The organism is Ralstonia sp. 25mfcol4.1, assembly GCF_900104095.1.
Lineage (GTDB): Bacteria > Pseudomonadota > Gammaproteobacteria > Burkholderiales > Burkholderiaceae > Cupriavidus.
This window is the reverse complement of record NZ_FNJO01000005.1, coordinates 257127-283482: the sequence shown is the minus strand read 5'-3', so window position 1 is coordinate 283482 and position 26356 is coordinate 257127. Positions and strand designations below refer to the sequence as shown.

The 26356-nt window shown below is 65.2% G+C and carries 24 protein-coding genes; 10 read left to right on the top strand and 14 right to left on the bottom strand.

Going from position 1 to position 26356, the window contains the following annotated elements:
• Positions 1 to 78 precede the first annotated feature (78 nt).
• Complete coding sequence (locus BLQ58_RS11605; protein ID WP_092597970.1) at positions 79 to 1743, top strand: ABC-F family ATP-binding cassette domain-containing protein; 1665 nt, start codon at positions 79 to 81, stop codon at positions 1741 to 1743.
• Between the two features lie 94 nt (positions 1744 to 1837).
• On the opposite strand, the gene BLQ58_RS11600 is transcribed toward BLQ58_RS11605, so the two are convergent.
• Positions 1838 to 2989: a helix-turn-helix transcriptional regulator gene (locus BLQ58_RS11600; RefSeq protein WP_092597967.1), complete on the bottom strand. Its 1152-nt coding sequence runs from the start codon at positions 2987 to 2989 to the stop codon at positions 1838 to 1840.
• A 120-nt stretch (positions 2990 to 3109) separates the two neighbouring features.
• On the opposite strand from BLQ58_RS11600, the gene BLQ58_RS11595 reads away from it, so the two are divergent.
• The gene (locus tag BLQ58_RS11595) at positions 3110 to 3550 is read left to right on the top strand and encodes a hypothetical protein (protein WP_092597964.1); all 441 of its coding nucleotides are present in this window, start codon (positions 3110 to 3112) and stop codon (positions 3548 to 3550) included.
• Positions 3547 to 3903 (top strand): hypothetical protein, encoded by a 357-nt coding sequence (locus BLQ58_RS28785; protein ID WP_139186097.1) that lies wholly within the window; start codon positions 3547 to 3549, stop codon positions 3901 to 3903. Before BLQ58_RS11595 ends, BLQ58_RS28785 begins: the two co-directional genes overlap by 4 nt.
• Positions 3904 to 4080: 177 nt before the next feature.
• Here BLQ58_RS28785 and BLQ58_RS11585 read toward each other — a convergent pair whose 3' ends face one another.
• From BLQ58_RS11585 to BLQ58_RS11575, 3 genes are all read right to left on the bottom strand, one after another.
• The gene (locus BLQ58_RS11585) at positions 4081 to 4266 is read right to left on the bottom strand and encodes a hypothetical protein (protein ID WP_092597958.1); all 186 of its coding nucleotides are present in this window, start codon (positions 4264 to 4266) and stop codon (positions 4081 to 4083) included.
• Positions 4267 to 4521: 255 nt separating this feature from the next.
• On the bottom strand, positions 4522 to 5850 hold the full coding sequence (locus tag BLQ58_RS11580; RefSeq protein WP_092597955.1) for a carbohydrate porin: 1329 nt from the start codon (positions 5848 to 5850) through the stop codon (positions 4522 to 4524).
• A 33-nt stretch (positions 5851 to 5883) separates the two neighbouring features.
• On the bottom strand, positions 5884 to 8304 hold the full coding sequence (locus tag BLQ58_RS11575; RefSeq protein WP_092597952.1) for a glucose/quinate/shikimate family membrane-bound PQQ-dependent dehydrogenase: 2421 nt from the start codon (positions 8302 to 8304) through the stop codon (positions 5884 to 5886).
• A gap of 239 nt (positions 8305 to 8543) precedes the next feature.
• Here BLQ58_RS11575 and BLQ58_RS11570 point away from each other — a divergent pair, with 239 nt between their 5' ends.
• Positions 8544 to 8765, top strand: coding sequence for a hypothetical protein (locus BLQ58_RS11570; protein WP_092597949.1), 222 nt, complete (start codon positions 8544 to 8546; stop codon positions 8763 to 8765).
• A 470-nt stretch (positions 8766 to 9235) separates the two neighbouring features.
• Here BLQ58_RS11570 and BLQ58_RS11565 read toward each other — a convergent pair whose 3' ends face one another.
• Both BLQ58_RS11565 and BLQ58_RS11560 read right to left on the bottom strand, forming a co-directional pair.
• Positions 9236 to 9466, bottom strand: a complete 231-nt coding sequence (locus BLQ58_RS11565; protein WP_092597946.1) for a hypothetical protein — start codon at positions 9464 to 9466, stop codon at positions 9236 to 9238.
• Between the two features lie 107 nt (positions 9467 to 9573).
• On the bottom strand, positions 9574 to 10959 hold the full coding sequence (locus tag BLQ58_RS11560) for a carbohydrate porin (RefSeq protein WP_092597943.1): 1386 nt from the start codon (positions 10957 to 10959) through the stop codon (positions 9574 to 9576).
• A gap of 317 nt (positions 10960 to 11276) precedes the next feature.
• Between BLQ58_RS11560 and BLQ58_RS11555 the strand changes: the two genes are divergently transcribed.
• Positions 11277 to 12185: a LysR family transcriptional regulator gene (locus BLQ58_RS11555; protein WP_092597940.1), complete on the top strand. Its 909-nt coding sequence runs from the start codon at positions 11277 to 11279 to the stop codon at positions 12183 to 12185.
• Between the two features lie 12 nt (positions 12186 to 12197).
• On the opposite strand, the gene BLQ58_RS11550 is transcribed toward BLQ58_RS11555, so the two are convergent.
• Together BLQ58_RS11550 and BLQ58_RS11545 are read right to left on the bottom strand one after the other, a co-directional pair.
• Positions 12198 to 14501, bottom strand: a complete 2304-nt coding sequence (locus tag BLQ58_RS11550) for a xanthine dehydrogenase family protein molybdopterin-binding subunit (RefSeq protein WP_092597937.1) — start codon at positions 14499 to 14501, stop codon at positions 12198 to 12200.
• Positions 14498 to 14980, bottom strand: coding sequence for a (2Fe-2S)-binding protein (locus BLQ58_RS11545; RefSeq protein WP_092597934.1), 483 nt, complete (start codon positions 14978 to 14980; stop codon positions 14498 to 14500). The genes BLQ58_RS11550 and BLQ58_RS11545 overlap by 4 nt, the downstream gene beginning before the upstream one ends.
• A 245-nt stretch (positions 14981 to 15225) precedes the next feature.
• Here BLQ58_RS11545 and BLQ58_RS11540 point away from each other — a divergent pair, with 245 nt between their 5' ends.
• Positions 15226 to 16221 carry an NAD(P)H-quinone oxidoreductase gene (locus BLQ58_RS11540; protein WP_092597931.1) on the top strand — a complete coding sequence of 332 codons (996 nt, stop codon included), beginning with the start codon at positions 15226 to 15228 and terminating at the stop codon, positions 16219 to 16221.
• Between the two features lie 38 nt (positions 16222 to 16259).
• Here the strand turns inward: BLQ58_RS11540 and BLQ58_RS11535 are convergent, their stop codons facing one another.
• Positions 16260 to 17135, bottom strand: a complete 876-nt coding sequence (locus tag BLQ58_RS11535) for a LysR family transcriptional regulator (protein WP_092597928.1) — start codon at positions 17133 to 17135, stop codon at positions 16260 to 16262.
• Positions 17136 to 17332: 197 nt separating this feature from the next.
• A complete protein-coding gene (locus BLQ58_RS11530; RefSeq protein WP_092597925.1) occupies positions 17333 to 18289 on the bottom strand; it encodes a Dyp-type peroxidase in 957 nt (318 codons plus the stop codon).
• 323 nt (positions 18290 to 18612) lie between these two features.
• Between BLQ58_RS11530 and BLQ58_RS11525 the strand changes: the two genes are divergently transcribed.
• On the top strand, positions 18613 to 18933 hold the full coding sequence (locus tag BLQ58_RS11525; RefSeq protein ID WP_092597922.1) for a high-potential iron-sulfur protein: 321 nt from the start codon (positions 18613 to 18615) through the stop codon (positions 18931 to 18933).
• Positions 18934 to 18937: 4 nt separating this feature from the next.
• Here the strand turns inward: BLQ58_RS11525 and BLQ58_RS11520 are convergent, their stop codons facing one another.
• Positions 18938 to 19381, bottom strand: a complete 444-nt coding sequence (locus BLQ58_RS11520; RefSeq protein ID WP_175459889.1) for a GFA family protein — start codon at positions 19379 to 19381, stop codon at positions 18938 to 18940.
• Positions 19382 to 19402: 21 nt separating this feature from the next.
• Entirely contained in the window at positions 19403 to 20245 is an 843-nt protein-coding gene (locus tag BLQ58_RS11515) for a DMT family transporter (protein ID WP_092597919.1), read from the bottom strand.
• Positions 20246 to 20377: 132 nt separating this feature from the next.
• On the opposite strand from BLQ58_RS11515, the gene gcvA reads away from it, so the two are divergent.
• On the top strand, positions 20378 to 21283 hold the full coding sequence (gcvA, locus tag BLQ58_RS11510; protein WP_092597916.1) for a transcriptional regulator GcvA: 906 nt from the start codon (positions 20378 to 20380) through the stop codon (positions 21281 to 21283).
• A 176-nt stretch (positions 21284 to 21459) separates the two neighbouring features.
• Here the strand turns inward: gcvA and BLQ58_RS11505 are convergent, their stop codons facing one another.
• Together BLQ58_RS11505 and BLQ58_RS11500 are read right to left on the bottom strand one after the other, a co-directional pair.
• Positions 21460 to 22029 (bottom strand): cysteine hydrolase family protein, encoded by a 570-nt coding sequence (locus BLQ58_RS11505; protein WP_092597913.1) that lies wholly within the window; start codon positions 22027 to 22029, stop codon positions 21460 to 21462.
• Positions 22030 to 22080: 51 nt separating this feature from the next.
• On the bottom strand, positions 22081 to 22560 hold the full coding sequence (locus BLQ58_RS11500) for a VOC family protein (RefSeq protein WP_092597910.1): 480 nt from the start codon (positions 22558 to 22560) through the stop codon (positions 22081 to 22083).
• Between the two features lie 271 nt (positions 22561 to 22831).
• Between BLQ58_RS11500 and BLQ58_RS11495 the strand changes: the two genes are divergently transcribed.
• Together BLQ58_RS11495 and BLQ58_RS11490 are read left to right on the top strand one after the other, a co-directional pair.
• Positions 22832 to 23482, top strand: coding sequence for a cytochrome c3 family protein (locus BLQ58_RS11495; protein ID WP_092597907.1), 651 nt, complete (start codon positions 22832 to 22834; stop codon positions 23480 to 23482).
• Complete coding sequence (locus BLQ58_RS11490) at positions 23479 to 26355, top strand: 4Fe-4S dicluster domain-containing protein (protein WP_092597904.1); 2877 nt, start codon at positions 23479 to 23481, stop codon at positions 26353 to 26355. The genes BLQ58_RS11495 and BLQ58_RS11490 overlap by 4 nt, the downstream gene beginning before the upstream one ends.
• Position 26356 lies beyond the last annotated feature (1 nt).

The following is a 26356-nucleotide window of genomic DNA, read 5'->3' as shown; positions in this document are numbered from 1 at the left end:
TGCCGGGCGCGGCCAGAAAAGCGACAACCCCTCACGCCCGGTCGGCTATCATGCCAGTCCTCTCCGAAGTAGCTCGCTATGATTTCCGTCCGTAATGTCACGCTGCGTCGTGGCGCCAATGTCGTACTTGACCGCGCATCCGTCACCTTCAACCCCGGCGAAAAGATCGGGCTGGTCGGCCGCAATGGCGCCGGCAAGTCGTCCTTCTTTGGCCTTCTCAACGGCACGCTGCACGAAGACAGCGGCGAGTTCTCGATTCCCGCGGCATGGAAGATGGGGCAGGTCGCACAGGAAATGCCCGAGACCGAGCAAAGCGCGACCGACTTCGTCGTCGAAGGTGACACCGTGCTGCTGGCGGCACAGACCGAAGTGGCCGCGGCCGAGGCCAGCGACGACGGCATGCGCATGGCACACGCCTACATGGCCCTGCACGACGCCGGTGCGCACGATGCGCCGGCCCGTGCCCAGGCCCTGATCCTGGGCCTTGGCTTCAGTGCCGCGCAGCTCAGCCAGCCGGTCAACAGTTTCTCCGGCGGCTGGCGCATGCGACTGCAGCTGGCGCGTGCGCTGATGTGCCCGTCCGACCTGCTGCTGCTCGACGAACCAACGAATCACCTGGACCTCGACGCGCTGGTCTGGCTGGAGGCCTGGCTCAAGCGCTATCAGGGAACCCTGGTCGTGATCAGCCACGACCGCGAGTTTCTCGATGCGGTGACACAAGTGACGGTACACGTCGACAACGCGCAGCTTGTGCGCTACGGCGGCAACTACAGCAAGTTTGAGGACATGCGAGCCGAACAGCTGGTGTTGCAGCAGGCCGCGATGGCCAGGCAGGCGGACAAGATCGCCCACCTGCAGAAATTCATCGACCGTTTCAAGGCCAAGGCCTCGAAGGCGAAGCAGGCGCAAAGCCGTGTCAAGGCGCTCGAACGCATGGAGAAGATCGCACCGGTGCTTGCCGACGCAGAGTTCAACTTCGAGTTCAAGGAGCCGCTCAACGTACCGAACCCGCTGCTGTCGATGCTGGACACGAGCTTCGGCTACCCGGCGCCGGCCGGCGCACCGCCGGGCACCCCGCCCACGGTCATCGTCAGAGGCATCAACCGTTCCGTGCTGGCCGGGCAGCGCATCGGCATTCTCGGCGCCAACGGCCAGGGCAAGTCCACGCTGGTAAAGACCGTGGCGCATGCGCTGGCCCCGATTGCCGGCGAAATCAGCGAAGGCAAGGGCCTGAATATCGGCTACTTCGCCCAGCAGGAACTTGACGTGCTGCGCCCGCACGACACCCCGATGGAACACATGATCCGCCTTGCCAAGGACACGCCGGCTCACATGCGTGCCCCGGGCCAGAGTGGAACCGAACAATCGCTGCGCACCTTCCTTGGCACCTTCAACTTCAGCGGCGACATGGTCCATCAGGCGGTCAGCACGATGAGCGGCGGCGAAAAGGCGCGGCTCGTGTTGTGCATGATCGTATGGCAGCGCCCGAACCTGCTGCTGCTCGACGAGCCCACCAACCACCTGGACTTGTCCACGCGCGAAGCCCTGGGCATGGCCCTCAACGAATTCGAAGGCACCGTAATGCTGGTCAGCCACGACCGCGCACTGCTGCGCGCCGTATGTGACGAGTTCTGGCTGGTCACCAAGGGCGGCGTCGAGCCCTTCGACGGCGATCTGGACGATTATCAGCAGTTCCTGCGCGACGAAGCCCGTCGCATGCGCGAGGAAGCGGCGGCCGCGTAGCAGCACATCCCCCGAAGCTGCCAATGGCGAAGGCGCTTGTCGGGACCTGTTATCTCGGTGTGCTTTCGCCTGAACGCGAAAGTGACGTAAACCGCTAGTTCACGGCGCGTACCGGCGGCGTTGACCGACTCAGTAAAAGCAGAAGGTCGGCCTGCTTCGTCGTCCCTGTCTTGGAAAAGATATGCTGCAAGTGGGTACGCACCGTCGGCTCGCTGACGCCTAGCATTTCCGCCGACTCCATCCCGCCAAGGCCTTGCGACAGCGCGAGGAGCACGCGCAACTCAGCGCCCGTCAGTCCGTGGAGCCGGGCAAAGGCTTCGCCGGGCATGAGGGGGACCTGGATCGGGTCCTGCACGAACACGGCGACTGACGCCGCGAAAGGCGCCAGGATTCCGCTGCGTTCGCCACTCTCTATCGGCAGCAGCGTTGCGACGTACCCCCTGCCGGCACCCATGCCATCAGGAATCGCGACGGAATGATCGCGCCAGGCTGCCGGCGACGCTGCCTGTGTCGCCGCATCGATATGACTTTCCAGTGCTGCGCGCGCCTCAGGCAGGACGGCCGACAATCTGTTGTGGGCGATGCAGACTGCCCGCCCCTCGCGGACCTGCCGTTCGGCCGCCGCATTCATGTAGACCACGTGGCCATCACGCGCCGTCAAGAAAACGCCGGCAGATAGACCATCAAGCGTCTTTTCCAGCATCTGCGATCGGAGCGCCCGGATGTCGAGCGCATCCGAGATGGCGAGCGCTCGGCAGACGTGGGGAGATATGAGTCTGAAGAGTTCTACGTCACGCTGGTGATAGAAGGGTCCCTTCTCGCCACGGGACGCATGCAGCGACGCCATCCTGCCGCCGGTACGCAGGGCAGGAAACCAGATGATGTCGCGAAGCCCATAGGGTTCGAGGACTTCCCTGTAGAAGCGGCTCTCAAGCAATTGTCGCGGCTCCCTGGCGAGGGAGTTCACGTCCCCGACATTCGACACGACGTCGGCCGCGGCCATCGGGCTTTCCGCGAACTGGCTGCCCAGCGCCTCCAGAAATTTCGGCTCGTAACCAAAAACAAACAACTGGTCGTTACGCACCTGCTTGAGGTCATGGACGCAAATGCCGCCACCCGTGCTTTCGCAAAGGTCGGCGACAGTCCGGCATGTGGATGGCCAACGTTCGGGCTCCAGCGCGCAATCATAGACGTCGCCAATCAAATCAGAGAGTTGCCGCGCAGTCACGCCATCAAGTCCGTTCATGTCGAACTCCCTTCGGGAAATTTCTTCCGTCAGTCATCGCTTCCAATGACGCGGCATCGAGAACGAGTCTATACGCTAGATGGCAGCATGAAGTCCCCAAAAAGAAGAAAGGCCTCCTCGATGCGCGACTACATCCAACGAGTTCTTTTCACGGTCGACAAGCGGACGGCTGCTTGTTATGCGATTGCCTTGATGTATTTCCTGTTCGTGACGGCAGCCTGGAACCGGCCAGTCTTCTTCGTCGGTACGGCAACGCCTCCCTGGTCCACGAATTCGACGATTGCCTCGCTTTATGTCTTGTCGAACGCGGCACGCGTCTTTACCTACGTGCCCCAATTGATGGCGGTATGGCGCAGCAACGACGGTGCCAGGGATATCTCCCTGCTGACGTGGGGCTCCTGGGTTGTCGCAAACGGAACTGCCCTGGCCTACGGTGCGGTCGTCGTGGAGGATCTCTTCTTGACGCTGATCGCATTGCTCAATCTGACATGCTGTTCGGCGATAACCCTGCTGGCCGTTCAACGCCGGAGAACGCATCGGCAAGAGGAGGTATTACGATGAGAACGTTCGCTTGCATCGTTCTTTCCGCCGCATTGTGTGGATGCGTCGGCAACGGCACGAACACACCGAAAACGGCCTACCGTACGGGCGATACCTGCGTGACGTTCGAACACAAGGCAAACGGAATGACCGTAGTGGAGAACCATTGCACGTTCAGGGTATTCGTCGAATGGTTCGACAAGGACGTCTGCGCGACAGGGTGTGGCACCGGCCCCATCGCCCCCGGCAGGATCGAGCGCATATCGCACACGAAAGGCGGCATCAAATGGGCGGCTTGCGAAAGTCCAGGCAGCATCAAGCCCGCCGATGGCAGTGCGACCTGGAATGGCGGCGATTTCCGCTGTGAGGGCTGATATGACTTCGCGTCCGGTTAGCGTCATGCCGACCTCCATATGAGGCTCCGCCCTGGCGGATTTCTAGCCAGCAAACGAAAACCGGCCCGTCGCACACCTGATCGAGGTGTGCGACGGACCGGTTTTCATATTCTTGCGGCGCCTCGCGCGCCGCCCTTCACGATCGGCTGGTACCGATCAGCCGTTCGCGTAGACGACCTTGGCCTTGCGCGCTTCCGCCTGCAGGCGGGCGAAAACGTTCTGCACGGCTGCCACCACGCGCTTCACATCGTTGGCAAAGCCCAGGCTCTGGGTACCCAGTTCGCGGTCGATAAGCTCGCGTTCCAGTTGATCGGTCAGCTTGATGTCGGATTGGATGTTCATGGCGTTCTTCCTGCTAGGGATTACCCTTATGGGGTTTTCCCGTATTGTAGCAGGAGCGTTTGCCGCAATGCAGCATTAGGTAATGCTACGCAGTGCAAGGACACGACATGTGACTAAAGGGCCTTAAATCAAACGGTTTTTCATCGTATAAGCGCTTCAAGCATCATATTTCTGTGTGATTTAGGCGACAAAGGCTGCTGAATAGCCCCTGTTTGAGACGGTCCTCACGGCCCATAGCCCGGTCGGCGCCACGGGTCAGAACGTGACGCTCGACTTCAAGCCGATCAGGAAAGCATTGCCGTTATGGGACGTCCCGCCCGGATGCAGGATGTACTGCACATTGGGACGTAACAGCACCGATGACACTGGGGACCACGCGTAATACAGTTCGGTCACATACTCATATCCGCTGCCTGCCACTGTGTTGCTGCCGGTACGGGCATTGTTCTGCGCCACATAGCTGGCAAACCGATCGTTGTTGTGCGTGGCACCGATGGCCAGGCCGACGGAATCCCGCAGCCGGCTCTCGAATGGCCCTGCGAACTGGACGCCGAGCGCGATCTGGTGGTCCAGCTGGGCAGTGCTGCGGTCTGCCTGGGAGACATTCAGGAACACCGTCGCGCCCCGGCCGCCTTTGGTCCCCGTGACCTGCTGCTGGACGTTGATATAGACCCCGAACTGGCCGCTGCGCTGGAGCGGATCGAGACCGGTCACGCCACGCGGGTTATGGTTGATGTCGTAATAGAGGTCGCTACCGTCGGACGTGTTGTACCAGGCCCCGAGCTTGTAAGAACCAGGGCGCCCCGCAAAGGCCGGTAGCCATCCCACTTCCAGGGGCAGCAGCGCCCCGGTCGTGCCACTGGGATTGTTCGGTTTCCATCCGTTGTGACGCGCGTAGCTGTCGTCGACATAGTTGGGATTGACCTGATAGATGCCGACCTGGGCGTAAGTGTCCTGCGAAGTCCGGTACTTGATGCGGCTGGCCCACTGGCTGGTCGGCCAGTTGACCCAGTAGCTGCCCACCAGATTGCCCGGTTGCGCCCCGCAGAAGGTCAGGTTCTGGAAGTCACAGGAAAAGCTCGCAAAGTCCTCGCCAACCGTCAACCGTCCCAGCTTGATCTCCAGGCGGTCGTCCAGCAGCTTCTGGTTCACCCATAGTTGCGTCAGATGCCAGGTTTGGCCGCGTCCGTAGACTTCCTGGACAAGCATGTTGTTGCCGATACCCGCATCCGCCCCCAGATTGCGGCCATTACGATCCGTCATCGTGAACTGAAAGGTCGCGCCCCGCCACCCCGCGACCTTCTGCAAATCCAGCGTCGTGCTGAACGCCCATTGATCGGCATACCGGGTCAGATCCTCGGTGCCCCCGCTCAGGTTGCGGGCAAGCTCGCTGACGTAGTTCACGCCGAACGTCACGCCCTGCTCCGCCAAACGCGTGCGCTGCCCATTCCAATCCCCGAGCAGATAGGGACTATTGCTTACGTCGTACGCCTGCGCGCCGCACGGAGCCAGACCCAGTCCGGCCCATGAAAGCCACGCCAGACGCGTGACGAGCCGCCTGCATGGATTGCCGTTCTTCCGCATGGGTTTGGTGCCCCCGTTGTCAGCCCTGCGGCGCTACTGCGGTAGCGCATAGGCAATGACGTAGTCGCCCAGCTTCGTGCCGAATGAGCCATGGCCGCCGGCAGCAATCACCACGTACTGCTTGCCGTTGACCGCATAGGTCATCGGCGTTGCCTGACCGCCGGCCGGCAGCCGCGCCTGCCAGAGCTGAGCGCCAGTATTGACATCGAAGGCGCGCAGGTAGTTGTCCGCCGTCGCCCCAATGAACACCACGCCACCCGCCGTGACAATCGGCCCGCCCAGCATCGGCATGCCCATCTTGAAAGGCAGCGGTACTGGCGCGCTGTCACGAACCGTACCGATACGCTTCTTCCACACGATGGCATTGGTCTTCAGATCGATGGCCGCGATATAGCCCCACGCCGGCTGTTTGCACGGCAGGCCGAACGGAGACAGGAACGGATTCAGCGTCACGCCGTATGGGACACCGTATTGCGATTGAATACCCACCTCCGTGCCGCTGCCCCTTGCGCCTTGTTCCGGCTCGACCGGATTACCAGGACCGCGCGGTACCAGCCGGGAGACGAACGGCAGCGCGATCGGGTTGGCCACGGCAATCTGACGATCTGTGTCCACCGCGATGCCGCCCCATTCGAACATGCCAAGGTTTCCGGGGAAGACCAGCGTGCCCTGCAGGGAAGGCGGCGTGAAGGTGCCTTCGTAGCGTAGCTTGTGGAACATCACCCGGCAGACAAGCTGGTCGTACATCGTGGCGCCCCACATATCCGCGTCGGTGAGCAGCTTCTCCGGCCGAAAGGTCAGCGCGGAGAACGGTTGCGTCGGCGAGACGCGATCCCCGGGCGCGGCGCCCTGCGGCACGGGTCTTTCGGGTGCGGGCACCACAAGCGCCCCGGTGCGGCGATCCAGCACGAACAGGTTGCCCGTCTTCGCGGGCGCATATACGACAGGCACCGTCTTGCCGTCCTTGTCCGTGATGTCGGCAAGCGTAGGCTGCGAAGGCAGGTCCATGTCCCAGAGGTCGTGGTGCACCGTCTGGTAGAACCAGGCAAGCTTGCCGGTCGACGCATGCAGCGCAAGCAGGCCCGATGCATACCGCTCCATGTCCGGGGAACGGTCGCCGCCCCAGATATCCGGCGTCTTGACGCCCATGGGCAGATATACGATGTCGAGCTTCGCGTCATAGGCGGCAGGCGCCCAGGAATTCGGCGAATTCCAGGTGTAGTGCCCTTCTGGCCCCGGAATCCTGTTCGGGTCCGGCGCGCCGGGATCGAACGCCCACAGCAGTTCGCCCGTACGCACGTCGTAACCGCGGATGACGCCCGACGGCTCGCGCGTCGAGAAGTTGTCCTCCACCGCACCCGCCACGACAATCACCTTGCTTGTGACGACCGGTGGCGAAGTGGGCTCGTACATGCCGGGCGTGGTGACCGGCATCGCATGCTGGAGATCGAGATCCCCCTGATCCGCAAAACCGGCGCAACGCTGCCCTGTCAATGCATCGAGCGCATAGAGGTGGCCATTGTTGACCGGCAAGTAGATCCGCCGGGTGCACGCGTCGCTGGCCGGGGCCGCGGCACCGGCAGGCGCGGCGGCCGTCGCGTCGCTGGCCGATGCAGCCGGCCCAGACCCCGGGGGGCTCGCTGAAAGATCGACATACGACACGCCACGGCAGGTCACGTGCTGGAATGACGGATCGGGCTGCAGCTTGGGGTCGAACTTCCACTTGAGCGTGCCGGTAGCAGGGTCCAGCGCAAAAAGCTGCTGGTGTGGCGAGCAGAGATAGAGCAGATTGCCGATCTTGATCGGCGTGACCTCGTTGGTGATTTCCACCGGATCTTTCGGCCCTTTCATGTCACCCGTACGGAATGTCCAGGCCACCTTCAGGTCCTTGGCATTCTGCGGCGTGATCTGTTGAAGTGGCGAATACCGCGTGCCTTCCTGCGTACGCCCATAAGCCGGCCAGTCGGCGCTGGCAATGCCGTCGCGATCGCTGGCCGGCGAAACCGCTGCCGTCCCGAAGGCCCCGCCGACCGTTTGTGGATCGTTGACACTCGCGTAGACAAGCACGCCGGCCCATATCACCAGCGCGGCGACGAGCAGACCCACGCCCAGCCCTGGCCTGCCCGGCAGGCGCCAGCTGACAAGCAGCAGCCACACGCCAAACACGACCAGCACGCCGGCGCGCGGCGCGAGCGCCCAGAAATCGGTCCCCGATTCCCAGACGGACCAGATGGCGGTGCCGACCAGCAACAACGCATATAGCACCAGCGCGATCGGCCTGCGCAGATAAAGCGCGCATGCCACAGCAAGCAGAACGACACCGGCAACGACGTAGTAGGCCGAACCGCCGAGCGATACCAGCCATGCGCCGCCTCCCAGCAGATATAACGCTGTGAGCGTCGTGAACAGCAAGCTGACAACGCCGACGAAGCCAAGCGATCCAGGGCGTGCCATTCCCTCCTCCGAAGCCGTTGTCTGAGTAATCTAATCAATCCTTGAGGATAGTCCGGGCGCTTCCTCCTGTTCCAAAATAGAGCATTCCCGACATGGAACAGCCTGTCCTTGCGCGCTCTGTGCTTCCCGGCCTCCGGGCTGACCTGCCTGGAACCGCGCACGCCGGCATGTTCGTTGCTGCTTCGACGGCAGGCAGATGCGGCCCTTGCCCTTTCATTCCCTGCCTGCCAGGAGCAACCATGGAGGAAAGTCTCTTCTATCGCGACCACCATATCGTGGTCAAAGCCGTCGAACATGTTTTTGGGAAATGGTGCTGGACGTATACGATCGATCACAAGGCGGCCTATAGCGATCATGGCCCCTTTCACGGCAGCAAGCGGGCGGCGATGGATGCGGCAATCGAGCACGCAAAAGCGCGGGTCGACAGGTCGTTCGATGGTGGAGGGTCCGTAAAGAGGTAGTGGGCCCTTCTGCGGCGGCGCGGGGCTTCCGGGGCTGGAATCGCTTTGGGATGGCACTGTACGAAACCCGTCGATTCCTGACGCAGGGGTGCAAGGGGTCGCGTACTACATTGGTCTAGTCCGGCATCCGCCGGCAACTCGCTCTGGCCGCGCCGTAAGTTTGGCGCGGCTCTTTTTTTGCTGGCTGCGCGCGTGCATCAGTAACTTCCGTCGTTCGATTTTTCAATGCCGACGAAACTTCTGCTGTTCAGTCGATGGTCGTCAGACGCGAAGCGTTGACGCAGGCAAGCGCCGCCGCAGTCGGGCGGGTCGCGCGTCGCAAGGGGGAAGCAACAATCTCTACAGGGCCCGCACAAGGAGGGACACGGCCGCGTAGACCGCGCCGACCGCCAACACGCATGCAGCAAAGATCACATAGTACTTCATGCCGTGGCGCGGCGGATCCGAATGGAAGTGGTGGACAACGGGCTTCATTTATCTATCGCGGAAGCACCGGCCTTCTCTCGGCGCAACTGAGCAGCGCGCCATTCCAATGCATCGAGGGCGCCTCTCATATTCGTCAGCACCTGTGCCTCGATTGTGGCGTCTCGCCCGTCGCGGGTCAGCCAACGGACCAACCTCGTCTGGCTTGCCACATCTTTGCTGAGGTCTTTCAGATATCGCTCGACCGCCGCCAGGTCGCCCAAGTCTTCGAGTGCCATGCCATTGCCCTTTCCCCGAATCGTAATTTCTACATTAATCGAACGCCGGCGGGATGGACATCGACCGCGGGTTGTCCGGATATCCCCCTATCCGGACAGTGCGGGAATCAAAACTGTGCGTGCACCCGCACGCCGTAAAAGCGCGCAGGGCCCCGGTCGCGGTTGTAGCCCGGATGCCTGATGTACTGGAAGTCCGGGCTGACGAAGAGATGCCGCTGCACCGCCAGGCTGTAGAACACCTCGCAAATCTGTTCGGGGCCATAGCGCAGCGTGCCATCGCCAAGAAAGCCGCCCAGCCCGCCCCTCGCCAGGTAGTCCTGATGCTGCTTCGACAGTCCGTTGAAAGCCACCGCCACCCCCAGGCTGTCCATGCCCCGATGCCACTTGAGCCCCTTCAGGATCGCCCCAGCCGAAGTGCTGCGCCCCACTTCGGTAAATGCATAGCTCTCGGTCTTGTCATCGGCCCAGTCCGCCCTGGCATAGAGCCCCAGCGACTCGCCGACCTTTTGCTCCAGGCTCACGCCTGCACCGACTTTCGCGTGCTCGCGGCGTACCTGCGCCACATCGGGTGCACCGCCGCTGCGGGATGCCAGATCGATGGCGTCTGAAAATGCCCCCATATGTGCGTGATTGCGCCACAGCAGCAGGCGTGCCTTCCCAGCGTTGCCAAGCAAGGTATAGGTGCGCTCCAATTCCAGCATGTCGCCGTAGTGCTCGAAGATCCGGGTGTCCAGTTGCAGCCCGTTTGGCTCCGCAGGCTGCATGAACCGGCCGACGCGCACCGCCCAGTCGCCGTCGATGTACTCGACCGCCGCGCCCCAGGTGTAGCCCCGCGCATCTGCGGGAAAGTCAAACGAGGCGTGCGAGGCAAAGGCCGTATTGAGATACTCGCTGCGCGGATCGTGGGCGTACTCCAGGCTGTTGAATACATCCAGCACCGACAGATTGCCAGCCGTGATCACAACGCGGCGCTTGCCCTGCGGGCCCGCAAGCTGATGAAATCCCGATTCCGCCGGCTCCGTCTCGTTACCGATTGCAATCTCCTGCCGGAGAAAAAGGCGTGCCCGGTAAATCGTGGGATTGGCTACGGCGGCCTTGGCAAGTTCCGCGTTGGCCAGCCCGCCGAGCCCCTGCGAATCGGAGAACGCGACGCCCTGGATCAGTTCGGGATCCAGAAAGACAGTGGCGCCATGCCACAGGCGCAAACCGACGCTCAGCGTTGCCGACCATGAGTAGCCGTGTTCCGCCGACGGCAGCAGACTCTTGGTGCCTGTGTAGGCGGCCGGGAACGCTGGCTTGTACTGCCAGACGTAGGTCGATTGCCCATGTACCGCGATGGACTCCTCGGGTTTCGACACCTCGCTGCCGCTCGAGGCGGCCACTTTCTCCAGACTGGCAGTAGGATCCTCGTCGGCCGCTGTTGCAGGCGCGCCGAATACGAGGCAAGCCAGGAAAAGCGCCTGGTGTGCTGCGCGAAGACCGTCATTGAACATGGCCGCAATGTCCTGGCGCCTCCATTGATCTGGAGACAATCTAGCATCGCGTTTGCCGCCCCGATGTCAGACAGGCATCAGATTGATTCACTGATTTGGCTGACATGCCCGCTGCCCGGGCCAGGGATGGCCCGCCATCCCGGGATGGCATGTCGCCACGGGCCGGCGCCAGTCCGCGTTCCTCCGCATGAAAATACTTGCGGCGAACGCGCTCCGGACTGAACAATAGCGGCGGCATTCATGAAATGCCTTCATGGCTCCTACAGGCCAAGGGCCAGCCGCCCCGCCCCAGAAAGCAAGACAAAAAAACCCGCTCCATGCCCCGCCATAACCTGAACGACCTGCTCGCCTTGATTACCGTGGCAAGGGAGCGCAGTTTCACGCGCGCCGCTGCACGGCTTGGCGTCACGCAATCTGCGCTCAGCCACACGATTCGCGGCCTGGAGGCCAGGCTCGGCGTCCGTCTGCTGACCCGGACCACGCGCAGCGTGGCGACGACCGACGCGGGCGAGTGGCTGATCCAGTCGCTCGGTCCGAAATTCGAGAGCATCGAGGCCGATCTCTCGGCGGTGGCCGATCTTGGCGACCGGCCGTCCGGCACGATCCGCATCACGGCCGTCGATCACCCGATCGACGCCATCATCTGGCCCCGGCTGGCCAAGGTGCTGCCGCAGTATCCCGATCTCAACGTCGAACTGACCGTCGACTATGGCCTCACCAATATCGTCGGCGAGCGGTACGACATTGGCGTGCGCTTCGGCGACCAGATCGAAAAGGACATGATTGCGGTGCGCATCAGCCCCGATGTGAAGATGGCCATCGTTGGCGCGCCTGCGTACTTCAAGGGCCGCGACAAGCCGACCACGCCGCGCGACCTGCTGGCCCACCGCTGCATCAACCTGCGGCTTTCCACGAGCGGGGGCCTCTACGCCTGGGAACTGGCCAAGGGCGCGAGGAAGGTGCAGGCGCGTGTGGAGGGCCAGGTCGTGTGCAACAGCGTCAACCAGATGCTGAACGCCGCGCTCGACGGCTTCGGCCTGACGTTCCTGCCCGGGCCCATGCTCGAGCCCTACGTCCAGACCGGGCGCCTGGTCCGGGTGATGGAAGACTGGTGCCCGACCTTCCCCGGCTATCACGCGTTCTATCCAAGCCGCCGTCAGTCCTCGCGCGCCCTCGAGATCGTGATCGACGCCATCCGGTACCGGCCGGATGGCGCACGCGGCTAGGCCGGGCTGGCGTCAGGCCTGCGCCAGCTGGTCGCGGATCGGCAGCGAACGGATGCGCTGGCCGGTGGCCGCGAAGATGGCGTTGCATAGCGCCGGCGCCACCGGCGGCACGGGCGGTTCGCCCACACCGCCAGGCGGCACATCGAAGCCGCCACCGACCATCCACGTGTGAATCGCGCGCGGCGCCATCTGCGAGCGCAGGATTTCAAAGTCGTGGAAATTGCTCTGCTGCACGCGCCCGCCCTGGAACGAGATCTCGCCCAGCATCGCCAACCCGATCCCCATCACGCAGCCGCCTTCGACCTGCGAGCGGATACGTTCCGGGTTGACCTGCGGACCGCAATCGATGGCCATGTCCACGCGCGGGATGGTGATCTGGCCCTTGGCGTCCACGGCCACTTCCACCACCGTTGCCACATAGGTCACGAAGCTGTAGGCCATGGCGATACCCAGGCCGTGGCCCTTCGGCAGCTTGCGCCCCCAGCCGGCGCGACGCGCGGCTTCCTCGATCACGCGGCGCATGCGGCCCGTGTCCAGCGGATACACGTCGGGCGATTCGCTGTAGTTCCACTTGTCGGACAGCGTCGTGGGATCGATCTTGCGCGCCGGCCCGATCAGTTCCAGCAGGTAGTCCTTCGGGTCGCGGCCGGCCTGGTGCGCCAGTTCGGCAACGAAGCTCTGCACCGCGAAGGCGTGCGGAATGTTCGACACCGACCGGAACCAGCCGATGCGGGTATGCGCCGGCACGTCGGCCGATTCCAGACGGATCGACGGAATCTGGTACGGAATGTTGATGGCCGTCATCGCCGCCTCGAAGTCGGCCTTGCCTTGCGCCCCCACCTTGAACGTGGAGCCGATGGTCGGCGCGGCGGACCGATGGAGCCAGGCCTTCGGCTTGCCGTTGGCATCCAGCACCGATTCCATGTGCTCGACGGAAACCGTATGGTAGTAGTCGTGCCGGATATCGTCGTCGCGGGTCCATTGCAGCTTCACCGGCTTGCCGTCCATGGCCTTCGAGACCAGCGCGGCCTCGGAGATGAAGTCCGCCATGGACTTGCGGCCGAATCCGCCGCCCAGGAGCGTCAGGTGGACCGTCACGTCCCGGGGATCGAGCCCGACGTGCCTGGCCACGCTTTCCAGCGCCCCCTGCGGGGCCTGCGACGGCGCCCAGATCTCGCACTTGCCGTCGACAAAGCGCGCGGTGGCCACCGGCGTTTCCATCGATGCATGCGCAAGATGCGGCACGTAGTACTCGGCCGACACCTTGCGCTGGCCACTGCCCGCCAGCGCCGCAACGGCATCGCCGTCGTTGCGCAGCGCCTTGCCCGGCTGACGCGCCGCGGCTTCCAGCGCGCGACGGAACGCCGCCGAATCGTAGCCTGCGTTCGCACCGTCGTCCCACTCGAGCTTGAGCGCCGCCCGGCCCTGCATGGCCGCCCAGGTATTCGTGGCCACGACCGCCACCCCGCCGACCGGATTGAACAGCGGCGGGCCGTCATAGCCCTTCAGTTCCACCACGCGCAAGACGCCCGGCACCTTGAGCGCATCGGCGCTATCGACCTTGCGCAGCTTGCCGCCATAGACCGGCGGGCGCGCAATGACGGCGTAGACCATGCCCGGCAACCGCACGTCGATGCCGTACGTGGCCTTGCCCTGTGCGATGTCGCGGCTGTCGGCCGGCACGATCTTGCCCTTGCCGATATAGCGGAACGCCTCCGGCTGCTTGAGCCGCAGTTGATCGTGGGCCGGCACTGGCTGCCGCATGGCGGCCTCGGCCAGATCGCCATAGCCCAGCCGGCGGCCGGTCGGCGTATGGATGACTTCGTGATGGCGCGCCTGCACCTCGGTGACAGGCACCTTCCATTGCGCGGCAGCGGCGGCTTCCAGCATCTGGCGCGCCGATGCACCTACCCGGCGCATCGGCGCCAGGAAATGCCGCATGCTGCGCGAGCCGTCCACGTTCTGGCTGCCATACCGAGCCTCGTTCGCATCGGCCTGTACGATCTTCACGCGGCTCCAGTCGGCTTCCATCTCGTCGGCCACCACCATCGGCAGGCTGGTCCGCACGCCGGTACCCATCTCGGCGCGATGCGCGACGATGGTCACGGTGCCATCACGGGCCAGCGAGACAAAGACCAGCGGGTTGTCCACCACACCGCCCGGCATCGACAGGGCGCCATACTTCTTGCCCGCCTCCGCGGCATCGGCCTTGGCGATCAGACCGCCGAACTGCACGGACAGCGCGAACGCCGCGCCCGCCTGCAGGAGCCGGCGGCGCGCCGGTTGTTCGAGGGGCTGGATATCGGTACGCGTCATGCCTTGGCTCCTGTCTTGTTGCCGGACAGGCGCGACGACGCCAGCCGGACGGCGGCGTTGATCCGCGTATAAGTGCCGCAGCGGCACAGGTTGCCGCTCATCGCGGCCACGATCTGCGCGTCGGTGGGCTTCGGATTGTCCTTGAGCAACGCCGTGGCGGTCATGATCTGGCCGGCCTGGCAATAGCCGCACTGCGCCACGCCCAGTTCGACCCACGCGTCCTGCACGGCCTTGCCAACGGGGTCGGCATCCATCGATTCGATGGTCCGCACGGGCTTGTCGCCCAACGCCGAAATCGGCGTCACGCAGGAACGCGTCGCCTGGCCATCGACGTGAACGGTGCAGGCGCCGCACAGCGCCATGCCACATCCGAATTTGGTGCCGGTGAAGCCCAGGGCGTCGCGGAGGGTCCAGAGCAATGGGGTGTCGGGCGACAGATCGACTTCATGGACCTGGCCATTGATTTTTAGTGTTGTCATGGGGCGTATGGCGTGACAGGGGATCGCGGGATGGTATCCGAGAATCGCCGCGCGATTACGCGGCTGCGGCGCATACGGTCATGAATCAGGCTCATGAATCGTGACGCCGCGGCTGACGATGCAGAAATGCATCGCCGGGCTGGAGATTTTCACGCTTTGCGCCGGGCCGACGGACCCTATACTCGCCGCCATTCACCGCTTGCGCGCCGGCTGCAGCCCGTTGCGGAGGCATCACCGGAGTGCGAATGAAAGCCATCACCATCCCATCGTTCGGCGACGCCGACGCCCTGCAACTGGCAGACGTAGCCGAGCCGGCGCTGCGTCCCCACGACCTGCTGGTGCGCAACCACGCCGCTGGCGTGAACCGCGCCGACATCAACCAGCGGCAAGGCGCATACGGCCGCGCCAGCTTTGGCGATTCGGACGTCATGGGCCTGGAGATCGCTGGCGAAGTGGTGGCCGTGGGCGACCAGGCGCAAGGCTTCAAAACAGGCGACCGAGTCATGGGCATTGTCGGGGGCGGTGGCTACGCGGAGCTGGCCCGCATTGACCATCGCATGGCCATGCCGATCCCGGAGGGGCTGTCCTTCATCGAAGCGGCGGCGATTCCCGAAGTGTTCGTGACCGCCCACGAGGCGCTGTTCCACCTTGCCGGCCTGCGCACCGGCGAGCGCGTGCTGATCCATGCCGCAGCCAGCGGCGTGGGCTCCGCCGCCGTGCAGCTGGCGGCCGCGTCTGGCGCCGAGGTATTTGTCACAGCCAGCGGCAACAAGCTGGCGCCGCTGCGCGAGCTTGGCGCGAACGTCCTGATCGACTATCGCCAGCAAGACTTCCTGACGGTCGTAAAGGACGCCACGGACGGCCGGGGTGTAGACGTCATCGTCGATTTCGTCGGCGCGCCCTATTTCGAACGGAACATCCACGCGCTGGCCAATGGCGGGCGACTGATCCAGGTAGGCATCCTCGGCGGCGGCACGGGCGCCAACCTGCCGCTGGAACGCATCCTGTATGGCCATCTGAAAATCATCGGCACGGTGATGAAATCGCGCACGCAGGCCGAAAAGCACGCGATGACCCGCCGCTTCCGCGAGCACTGGTTGACGCGTTTCGCGGCGGCGGGGCTCAAGCCGGTGATCGACAGCGTCTTTCCGCTGCGCCAGGCTGCCGATGCCCACCGGCGCATGGAGTCGAACCAGAGCATCGGCAAGATCGTGCTGGCCGTGGAGCATCCCGGCGCCTGAGCCAGGCTGGCGCCCGGCCTGCCCGCGCGCGGCGGCTGTCAGGCATCGTGGTCCTGAAACGATGCAGCGATCGTATCGATCATCGCCCGGACGCGCGCGGTGTGCCGCAAGTCCTGGTGCGTGACCAGCCAGACTTCGTAGCGGCGGGCCCGCTCGCGGTCGGGCCAGACCCGCACCAGCCCGTCGCGCTCGGCCAGGGGCACGGGCACTTCGCCGATGGCCGTACCCATGCGGATCATCGCCCGGAGCATCAGGCTCGAATTCACTGCCGCCACCAGCCGCCCCGCACCGATCGGCTCCCCGACCAGGGTCGGCGCTGCGCGGCTGGCCAGGTGCGGCTGGTACATCACCAGGTCGTGGCCGGCAAAGCCCGTCTGGGGATCCGGCTCACCGCGTTGGGCCAGATAGGCGCTGGACGCGTACAGCCCCACCGGCCAGCGCGCCAGCCGCCGCGCGACCAGATCGGGGTTGTCCGGCTTCATGTTGCGGATGGCGATATCGGCCTCGCGGCGCGCCAGGTTCAGCACCTGGGTCGACGTATTGAGCATCACCTGCACGTCCGGATGGTCGGCATGGAGCCGCGCAATCGCCGGAATCACGAACTCCAGCGCCAGCGAATCGGTCGTGGTCACCTTGACCTCGCCGGCAAGCCGGCTGTCGGTGCCCTGCGCCTGCCGCACCAGATCGTTGGCAGACGCCTCCATCTTCTCGGCCGACCGCAAGGCGTTTTCGCCTGCGGGCGTGAGCACATAGCCGTCCGGCGTGCGCAGGAACAGCGTGGCGCCCAGCGCGTGCTCAAGCGCCGCCAGCCGCCGTCCGACCGTGGCCTGATCGACGCCGGCCACCCGGGCCGCACGTCGCAACGTGCCCTCGCGCTGGAGGGCCAGAAAGATTCGCGTATCGTCCCAGTTCAATTCGGTGCCACACCCATCAAGGATTGGATGGCGGATATTGTCCCTTCAACCCTCGGATAGGCATAGCCATACCAATGTGCAATGCATCGGCGGGCGACATTTGCTTACCATGGCCTGGCCTCGATCTGGGGCCCATCCTCCCTCCGATTGCGCCCGCTTCCCCGAGCGGGCGTTTTTTTCGGTCTGATGTCGGCCGGTCAGCCAGCCGTGCCGGGCTCGCGCTCCGACAGCGCCTCCAGCAGATCGGCCGATGGCACGAAGAACAGGCCGCCTGTCACCGCCTGGCTGAAATCGAGCAGCCGGTCATAGTTGCCCGGCGGCTTGCCGACGACCATGTTCTCAAGCATCTGCTCGATCGGTGCCGGCGAGCGGGCGTAGCCAATGAAATACGTGCCGAATTCGCCCTTGCCGGGCTGGCCGAACGGCATGTTGTCGCGCAGGATCTTGACCTCCTCGCCATCTTCCTCGAGCGTCGTCAGCGTGCTGTGCGAACAGGACGGCTTGACCGCATCGTCAAGCTCGATGTCGTCGAGCTTGGTCCGGCCGATGATGCGCTCCTGGGCCTCCACCGTCAGGTCGTTCCAGGCATCCATGTTGTGCAGGTACTTCTGTACGAGCACATAGCTGCCACCCGCGAACGCCGCGTCTTCGTCGCCGATGATCGTGAAACGGGCCTTGTCGTCGCCCTCGGGGTTCTCCGTGCCATCGACAAAGCCCACCATGCTGCGCATGTCGAAGTACCGGAATCCCTGCACTTCGTCCACCACGGTCACCGCGTCGCCCAGGCGCCGCATCAGCTGCATGGCCAGTTCGAAGCACAGGTCCATCTGGTCGGCGCGGATATGCAGGAGCAGGTCGCCCGGAGTGGCCATGGCACGTCGGTTGCCGGCCTCGAACTCGCGAAACGGATGCAGCGAAGCCGGGCGCGGATTGCCGAAGAGCCGGCTCCAGGCATCCGATGCAAAGCCGCAGACGCAGGACAGGTTGCCCGCCGGCACGCGCTTGCCTACCGAGCGCACCAGCCCGGCGATGTCGCCGCATAGCGACCTGACCGTGTCGGCGTGCGCGTCGCCGTCGGAAACGGTGGCGACGATAAAGATCGCGCTGCGGGTGATGGGGCTGTATACAGCCTGCGGAATGGGGGTGTTGTTCATGTTCTTCCAGTCGCTTGACGGTGGTTGGCCCAATGATTGGTCCGATGGCCCGCCACACCGCCGCCCATGTGACCGATCCCATGGCGCGGCAAAACGGGATGCCGGCCCCGGGATGATAGGCGCCGCCCGCCATGCGCACAATATCGCCACCGCGGCACGTCGGCGGCCGCCTGAAGGCCGCCGACTGCCTCGGCCGGCTACCGGCAGGCGGACCGGTGTTTCTTCCGGCCGGGATGATCCACCGGGCGCTCAAGCGCGCCGAAACCCTGTACGCTTGCCACACCTTGCGACAGACAAGGCTTCCCCCATGACAGGACCCCACCATGCCGCGCAGACGACAATTCCTTGGCTACCTTCCACTCGCCCTGACCACCTGCATGGTCGCCAGCACAGCCCTCGGCACCCGGCACGCGCGCGCCGCGAGCATGCTGGGCGAGCAGGAGCCGACGGCACTGAAGCTGGGCTACAAGGCCGACACCGCGAAGGTCGATCCGCAGAAATTCCCGGCCCACAAGCCATCGCAGACCTGCGCCAACTGCCAGCTCTACCAGGGCGACAACGGCAGCGCATCGGGCGGCTGCGTGCTGTTCGGCGACAAGGAGGTGGCGGCCAAGGGCTGGTGCAGCGCCTGGGAACAGGGCTGATGGATCAGCCAATCGGCGGGTCAGCCGGCACGTACCGCAGCGTGCCGGCCAGCCGCGCCGGGCCGCCGGTATCGTTCGGATGATTGACGCCATCCATGACCGGCACCTCCGCAAAATCGAACGGGCTGACGCCGTCCAGGCAAGCCACGTTGATGCCGTACAGGTTCGGATTCGAACGCCGCTGAAGATGCGTATGGATGCCGCAGCGCGAACAGAAGAAGTGCTGGGCCGACCCGGTGTTGAAGCGGTAGCTGCTCAGTAGCCCCTCGCCGCGCAGAAACCTGATTCCACCGATTTCCGCCGCGACGACGACAGCGCCTCGCATCCGACAGTAGGAACAGTTGCAGCGGCGCACCGCGTTGAGGCCGTCGCTCAGTGTCGCCTCGAAGCGCACCGCCCCGCAATGGCATTGACCCGTCCGCCGATGCCGATTCATGTCGTTCGTCATGTTGCCAATATCTCCGCTTGTTCAAAGTCCCAGGCAAATCGCGCCGGCCGTGACGACCAGGCAGGCGGCCCAGCGCGTCCGGCTGACGGTTTCGCCCAGGAACACCCGTCCGATCAGCACCGCGAACACCACGCTGGTCTCTCGCAACGCCGACACCGCGCCCATCGCACCCGACTGCAGCACCCAGATCACGATCCCATACGCGGCCAGCGACACCAGCCCGCCCGCGAGCGATACGCCGACCGACAGCGGGTCGGCCCGGACCGGCATCCAGAGCGCCCCCGCGCCACGCATCGCAACGAACAGCACCGGCATGAGCCAGTAAAACAGGAACATCCACGCGGTGTACGACAGTGCCTGGCCGCCGGAAAGCCTGACGCCGATGCCGTCGATGACCGTATAGAGCGCAATCGTCGCGCCGGTCGCCAGCGCAGCCAGTGCGCCGGCGCGCGACACGCGGCGCCCCTGCAACGCGATGGCGATGATGCCGCCCGATATCATCGCCACGCCCAGCACGTGCAGCGGCCCGATGGCCTCCTGCGCGAACCATGCCGCGCCGAGCGTCACCAGCAGCGGCGACGAACCACGCGCAATCGGATAGGCCAGCGCGAGGTCGTTGCGGCGATACGACCGCACCAGACTCACGTTGTAGAAGATATGCACGAGCCCCGACGCCACCAGATACGGCCAGGCGGCACGGTCCGGCAATGGGGTGGACACGACGATGAACGTGGCCACCGCCGCGATGGCGATGCTCATCCACGTCATGGACAGGAAGCGATCTCGATTGCCATGCAGCATCGCGTTCCAGCTTGCGTGAAGCAAGGCCGCCAAAAGCACGACGCCACCGGTAAGACTGAACATAGGGGTGCGGAAAGAAAGTGAGCGGGAACAACGCCAGCAAGACACAGAAACGATCGAAAAACAGGATATCTATCTTGTAACGGCCGTACAACCGAGATAAATTGGCCGGTCACGTTAGAAAATCTATCTCTGATGAAACGAGTCTTGCCTCCGTTAAACGCCTTGCGGGCCTTCGAGGCCGCCGGCCGGCTCGGCAGCATCAAGGACGCCGCCGCAGAACTGCATGTGACGCATGGCGCGGTCAGCCAGCAGGTGCGCCTGCTCGAAGAATGGCTTGGCGCCCCGTTGTTCGAACGGCAGAACCGCCGCGTGGCACTGACGCCCGCGGCCAAAGCCTATCTGGACAAGGTCGGTCCGCTGTTCGAGCAGCTATCGCTGGCCACAGCCCGCTATGGCGTGACCGAGACGGTCGCCCGGACCTTGTCGGTGAACGCCTCAGCCACCTTCACGCTGCGCTGGCTGGTGCCCCGGCTGGCAGCGTTTCGCGCGGCGCATCCCGATGTCGAGGTAAGCGTGGAGACGTCCAACGCGCCGCTGGAAAGCCTCAGCGATGGGTATGACGTGATCATCCGGGGCGGCCCGGACACGTTCTATGGCTATGGGACCCGGTCTTTCCTGCACGAGGAACGGGCGCCGGTCTGCAGCCCGGCGTTGCTGCAGCGCCTGCCGCTTCAGTCGGCAGGCGACCTGCGCCGACACACGTTGCTGCACACTTCGAGCCTGCCCCGCCTCTGGTCGGACTGGCTGGCCAGCGCGCAGATGCCAACCCTGATCCCGGCCGCTACCCTGAATTTCGACCACTTCTACCTGACCTTGCAGGCCGCCATCGACGGCATCGGCATTGCGATTGGGCCAATCGCGCTGGTGGCCGACGATCTCGCCGCCGGGCGGCTGATCGAGCCGTTCGCCATGCCGCGCCTGCCATCGCGCAGCTATTGCACCTACGTGCCGGACGACAAGTCTGGCGATGAACTGGTCGGGCAATTCTGCGCATGGCTGGAGCGCGAGGGCATGGCGCCCCGGGGCGGCGCCGGCTAGCCCCCCACGGCCGCGTCCGGCCGCCGCCCGCAAATATTTCGGGGAATTTTGCGAAATGGGGTCTGTTTCGGCGTCTCGCGCGACATGGCAAATCAGACGTTCCTGCGCGTCTACAAGGCCACGCCGGCGGTATCGGTCCACCTCGGGTTCTGACCGTCCGGTCTGCGGTAGACCAGTCAGCCTAGCCAGGACAAGGCATCGGCCAGCGACAGCACCGCCGTGCGCGACGCGAACGCCGTGGCAAACAGGTGATCGTGGACAACCGGGTCCGGGTCGTAGCAGCAATCCTTGACGGTCAGCAGCCGGTAGTCCGCGTCGCTGGCGTACGCAACCGACGACAGCATCACGCCGGTCGAGGCAATCCCCACCATGACCAACGTATCGATGCCCTGGGCCGACAGCCGCACCTGCAGATCGGTGCCGAAGAACACGCTGGCCCGATGCGCAACGATGAGGGGCTCATCGGGCTGGCGGCCCAGTTCCGGCGATATCCGGTCTTCCACGAAAAGGCCCAGTTGCCGGATACCCTGACCGTTACGGTTCAGCGGACTGATCTCCGGATAACCGGGCGCGAAGTGGATCTTCGCAAAGTAGACGGCGACGCCCCGCGCCCGGGCCGCGTCGCAGAGCCGCCGCGTGTTGGCCAGCAAGGTGGGCGCGACGTCCGGAAACAGGTTCAGGATGTCCGTCTGATAATGCATGACCACCAGCGCCGTCCGCGCTGGCACACATGTCGGCATCGGCATGCTCGCTCCGGGTTGCAGGATCGTTTGCGGCCTATTCGTCACCAGCGGCAATCAACCCCGCCGCGCCGCCTCGATGGCGGCAATGTCGATCTTGCGCATCGTCATCATGGCGTCGAAGACGCGCTTGGCCGCCGCGCGGTCGGGGTCGGAGATCCCGGCCAGCAGCACACGCGGGGTGATCTGCCACGAAATCCCCCAGCGGTCCTTGCACCAGCCGCATTCGCTCTCCTTCCCGCCGTTATCGACGATCGCGCTCCACAGGCGGTCGGTCTCGGCCTGGTCGTCGGTGGCGATCTGGAACGAGAACGCCTCGCTGTGCTTGAAGTGCGGGCCGCCGTTCAGCCCGACGCAGGGAATGCCGGCCACCGTGAACTCGACGGTCAGGACGTCCCCGAGCTTTCCGTCGGGATAGTCGCCGGGCGCCCGCATCATCGCGCCGACCTTGCTGTCGGGGATGTGCTGCGCGTAAAAGGTGGCCGCGTCCAGCGCGTCCCGCTCGAACCACAAACAGATCGTGTTCTTGCTGCTCATGCTGTGTCTCCTGAAGGATGTCCGGCCCCGGTATCTTACCCCCGCCTACCGGATAGTCTGGCCGATACGTGCTGTCCACATGTCCTGCGAGAACTCGCAGGCGCATCCGGCCTCCCTGGGCCGGGCAATTGCAGGGCGCCTGTGTAAGAGCTACACACGCGGCCTGCAGCCCGCCCGGTGGCGCGTCCGCCTGCCCGGCGGTGCCATGCAAGCCTGCGCCTGGCATCCCAATTGCAGCGTCGAGATGTTTCGCCAGTAAGAAAAACACGTCATGGCGCAGGCCTTCACACGTGCGGAAGTCCTTGTTCTCAAGCTGCTGGCCCTTGGCGTGCTGGTTCTTGTCGCCGTCGCCCTCGGGGTGGCCCGCTGGTCCATGGCCCCACAGATCGAGATGCAGGATCCCGTTGCGCAGCCCATACCGTTCAGCCACAAGCATCACGTCTCCGACGATGGCATCGACTGCCGCTACTGCCATGCGTCCGTGGAGACGTCGGCCTTTGCCGGCATGCCGGCCACCAGCGTATGCCTGACCTGCCACAGCGTGCTGTTTCGCGACGCGCCGATGCTGGCCCCGCTGCATGCCAGCCTTCGCGACAACCGCCCACTGGCGTGGACGCGCGTGCATGACCTGCCCGATTTCGTGTATTTCGACCACAGCATCCACGTTGCCAAGGGCGTGGCCTGCCAGGAGTGCCACGGGCGGGTGGACCAGATGCCGCTGACCCGCCGGGTGGCGCCGCTTGACATGCAGTGGTGTCTGGCATGCCACCGCGACCCCGCCCGCCACCTGCACGCGCCGGCCGACATCTTCGCGATGCGCGAGCGCCCGCCGCTGGCGCCCGACGAAATGGCCCTGCTGCAGAAGATGTATCACCTGCAGGACACGCGACGCCTCACCGATTGTTCTACCTGTCATCGATGACGCACCGGCCCGTGATTCCGATCGTCCCTGCGCACGAAGCCGCCGATGCTCCCGTGCACACCGACGCCCCCGACAGCCGCGCCCGGCGCAACTTCCTGCGCGTGATGGCCGCCTCGGCCGCGCTGGCCGGCAGCGCCTGCAGCGGGCCGCCCAAGGAGACCATCGTCCCCTACGTCCACATGCCCGAGGGCATGGTGCCGGGCCGGCCGCTGTTCTACGCCACCGCGCTGACCCGCCATGGTTATGGCACCGGCGTCCTGGTCGAAAGCAACATGGGCCGCCCGACCAAGATCGAGGGCAATCCGCGCCACCCTGCCAGCCTGGGCGCCACGCATCCGTTCGACCAGGCCGCCGTGCTCCAGCTATGGGACCCCGACCGCAGTCAGGCACCTTGTCGCGGCGCCGCCATGTCGACCTGGCAGGCCTTCGACGCGGCTCTGGCTGTCCAGCGCACGCAGTGGCGGGACAGCGATGGCCAAGGGCTGCGCCTGCTGACCGGCAATGTCGGCTCGCCTACGCTGGCGGCACAGATCGCGCGCTGGCTGGAACGGTATCCGAAGGCCGCGTGGCACGCCCATGATCCGGTCCAGGACGGCACCCCGGCGATCGATCTGGCCTTTGGCGACGCCGTGGACCCGGTCATCGATACCACGCCAGCCCGGCTCGTGCTGACGTTCGATGCCGATCTGCTTGGCCACGGGCCCGGCGCCGTACGGCAGGCACGCGACCTGATGGCCGACCGCCGCGGCGTGGCACCCGCTCTGGCGCGCCGCCTCTATGCGATCGAATCGTCGCCCACGCTGACCGGCGAGATCGCCGACAACCGTCTGGCACTGCCACCGCATGACATCGAACGACTGGCGTGGTCGCTCGCGCGCAGGCTGGGCATGCCCGAAGCGGCGGCAGACACACCCGCCCCCGACACCGCCATGGCACGCCGCTGGCTCGATGTGCTGGCCCGGCGCCTGGCCGATGCGCCGCCGGGTCAGTCGTTGCTGGTGCCGGGCGACAGCCTCGCGCCGCCGACGCAGGCGCTGATCTGGCGCATCAACGCGCGGCTGGGCAATCTTGGCAAGGCCGTACGCACGGTCGCCCGATCGCCAAGACGACCCCGTGGCGATAGCCATTCGCTGGCCGCACTGACCCGGGCCATGCAGGACGGGCAGGTATCGGCGCTGCTGGTCATCGACGCCAACCCGGCCTATGACGCGCCTTGCGACGTGGATTTCCGTGCCGCGCTCGGCAACGTGCCATGGTCGGCCCACCTGGGCCTGTACCGCGACGAAACGGCACGCCTGACTACCTGGCATATCCCGCTGGCGCACGATCTGGAACGGTGGAGCGATGCCCATGCCTGGGACGGCACCATATCGATCGTGCAGCCGCTGATTGCGCCGCTCAACGGCGGACGCTCGGCACATGAACTGCTGTCCGCCGCCACCGGCGACCAGCCGGCTTCCGGTCATGCGCTTGTACGCGCGCACTGGCAGGCGCGTCAGTCATCCGGCTTCGATGACTTCTGGCAGCTGGCCCTGCGCACCGGCGTGATCCCCGAAACGGCAGCCCCGGCCGTGCAGCCCGACTTGCACCGCCCCATCGAGCCGCCGCCATTCACCGCGCCTGCGCTGGTCGCCCGCTTTACACCAGACCCCGCCACCGATGCCGGAGAACTGGCCAACAACGCCTGGCTGCAGGAACTGCCGCGCGCGCTGACGCGGCATACCTGGGACAACGCCGCGCTGATCGGCCCGCTCACGGCCCGGACGCACCATCTGGCCACCGGGGACATCGTGCGGATTCGCCGCACGGAGGGCCACGGCCGGCCGGTCGAGGCACCGGTGTGGGTGATGCCGCATCAGGCCGAAGGTGTCGTCACGCTGCCGCTGGGCTATGGACGTCGCCATGCCGGGCGCGTCGGCAACGGCGTGGGCTTCGACGCCTATGCGCTACGCACGTCCGCCGGGCCGCACGCCATCACCATCGAAGCAACGGGTGCCACCCATGCGTTCGCGGTGGTGCAGACGCAGACCTCGATGGCGGGGCGCGACGTAGCCCCGGCTGCCACTGCCGCCGAATACCGCCGCCATCCGCATTTCGCGCAGGGCCATGCACCGGAGGCCGCCGAATCGCTTTACCCGCGCTGGCCCTACCCCAACGAACGCTGGGGCATGACGGTCGACCTGAACGCCTGCATCGGCTGCAATGCCTGCACCATCGCCTGTCAGGCCGAAAACAACATTCCGGTGGTGGGCAAGACCGAGGTGGCGCGTGGGCGCGTGTTGCACTGGATACGCGTCGATCGCTACGACGACGGGCACGACACCGAAGGCCACCCGGTACGCACGGTGTTCCAGCCCGTGCCGTGCATGCACTGCGAAGACGCGCCGTGCGAGCTGGTCTGCCCGGTCGGCGCCACGGTCCACGACAGCGCCGGCCTCAACGTGCAGGTCTACAACCGCTGCGTCGGCACGCGTTTCTGTTCCAACAACTGCCCGTACAAGGTGCGGCGCTTCAACTTCCTGCAGTACAGCAATCAGGGCGACGACCGGCCGCCGCCGGCCTACAACCCCGAAGTGACGGTGCGCCACCGGGGCGTGATGGAGAAATGCACGTATTGCCTGCAGCGCATCACGCGCGCCCGCATCGAGGCGGAAAAGCTCGGCCAGCCGCTGCGCGATGGCGATGTGGTCACCGCCTGCCAGGCCAGCTGCCCGACGCAGGCCATCGCGTTCGGCAATCTCGCCGATCCGCAGAGCCAGGTCAGCCAGCTCAAGCAGTCGCCGCGCAACTACGACCTGCTGGCCGAACTGAACACGCGGCCCCGCACCAGCTATGCCGCGCTGGTCACCAATCCCGACGAGGACCTTGCCTAGC

Excerpts from the sequence above, each read along its gene's own strand:
- BLQ58_RS11605 (WP_092597970.1), top strand. The coding sequence starts at position 79 with ATGATTTCCGTCCGTAATGTCACGCTGCGTCGTGGCGCCAATGTCGTA.
- BLQ58_RS11600 (WP_092597967.1), bottom strand. The coding sequence starts at position 2,989 with ATGAACGGACTTGATGGCGTGACTGCGCGGCAACTCTCTGATTTGATT.
- BLQ58_RS11595 (WP_092597964.1), top strand. The coding sequence starts at position 3,110 with ATGCGCGACTACATCCAACGAGTTCTTTTCACGGTCGACAAGCGGACG.
- BLQ58_RS28785 (WP_139186097.1), top strand. The coding sequence starts at position 3,547 with ATGAGAACGTTCGCTTGCATCGTTCTTTCCGCCGCATTGTGTGGATGC.
- BLQ58_RS11585 (WP_092597958.1), bottom strand. The coding sequence starts at position 4,266 with ATGAACATCCAATCCGACATCAAGCTGACCGATCAACTGGAACGCGAG.
- BLQ58_RS11580 (WP_092597955.1), bottom strand. The coding sequence starts at position 5,850 with ATGCGGAAGAACGGCAATCCATGCAGGCGGCTCGTCACGCGTCTGGCG.
- BLQ58_RS11575 (WP_092597952.1), bottom strand. The coding sequence starts at position 8,304 with ATGGCACGCCCTGGATCGCTTGGCTTCGTCGGCGTTGTCAGCTTGCTG.
- BLQ58_RS11570 (WP_092597949.1), top strand. The coding sequence starts at position 8,544 with ATGGAGGAAAGTCTCTTCTATCGCGACCACCATATCGTGGTCAAAGCC.
- BLQ58_RS11565 (WP_092597946.1), bottom strand. The coding sequence starts at position 9,466 with ATGGCACTCGAAGACTTGGGCGACCTGGCGGCGGTCGAGCGATATCTG.
- BLQ58_RS11560 (WP_092597943.1), bottom strand. The coding sequence starts at position 10,959 with ATGTTCAATGACGGTCTTCGCGCAGCACACCAGGCGCTTTTCCTGGCT.
- BLQ58_RS11555 (WP_092597940.1), top strand. The coding sequence starts at position 11,277 with ATGCCCCGCCATAACCTGAACGACCTGCTCGCCTTGATTACCGTGGCA.
- BLQ58_RS11550 (WP_092597937.1), bottom strand. The coding sequence starts at position 14,501 with ATGACGCGTACCGATATCCAGCCCCTCGAACAACCGGCGCGCCGCCGG.
- BLQ58_RS11545 (WP_092597934.1), bottom strand. The coding sequence starts at position 14,980 with ATGACAACACTAAAAATCAATGGCCAGGTCCATGAAGTCGATCTGTCG.
- BLQ58_RS11540 (WP_092597931.1), top strand. The coding sequence starts at position 15,226 with ATGAAAGCCATCACCATCCCATCGTTCGGCGACGCCGACGCCCTGCAA.
- BLQ58_RS11530 (WP_092597925.1), bottom strand. The coding sequence starts at position 18,289 with ATGAACAACACCCCCATTCCGCAGGCTGTATACAGCCCCATCACCCGC.
- BLQ58_RS11525 (WP_092597922.1), top strand. The coding sequence starts at position 18,613 with ATGCCGCGCAGACGACAATTCCTTGGCTACCTTCCACTCGCCCTGACC.
- BLQ58_RS11520 (WP_175459889.1), bottom strand. The coding sequence starts at position 19,381 with ATGACGAACGACATGAATCGGCATCGGCGGACGGGTCAATGCCATTGC.
- BLQ58_RS11515 (WP_092597919.1), bottom strand. The coding sequence starts at position 20,245 with ATGTTCAGTCTTACCGGTGGCGTCGTGCTTTTGGCGGCCTTGCTTCAC.
- gcvA (WP_092597916.1), top strand. The coding sequence starts at position 20,378 with ATGAAACGAGTCTTGCCTCCGTTAAACGCCTTGCGGGCCTTCGAGGCC.
- BLQ58_RS11505 (WP_092597913.1), bottom strand. The coding sequence starts at position 22,029 with ATGCCGATGCCGACATGTGTGCCAGCGCGGACGGCGCTGGTGGTCATG.
- BLQ58_RS11500 (WP_092597910.1), bottom strand. The coding sequence starts at position 22,560 with ATGAGCAGCAAGAACACGATCTGTTTGTGGTTCGAGCGGGACGCGCTG.
- BLQ58_RS11495 (WP_092597907.1), top strand. The coding sequence starts at position 22,832 with ATGGCGCAGGCCTTCACACGTGCGGAAGTCCTTGTTCTCAAGCTGCTG.
- BLQ58_RS11490 (WP_092597904.1), top strand. The coding sequence starts at position 23,479 with ATGACGCACCGGCCCGTGATTCCGATCGTCCCTGCGCACGAAGCCGCC.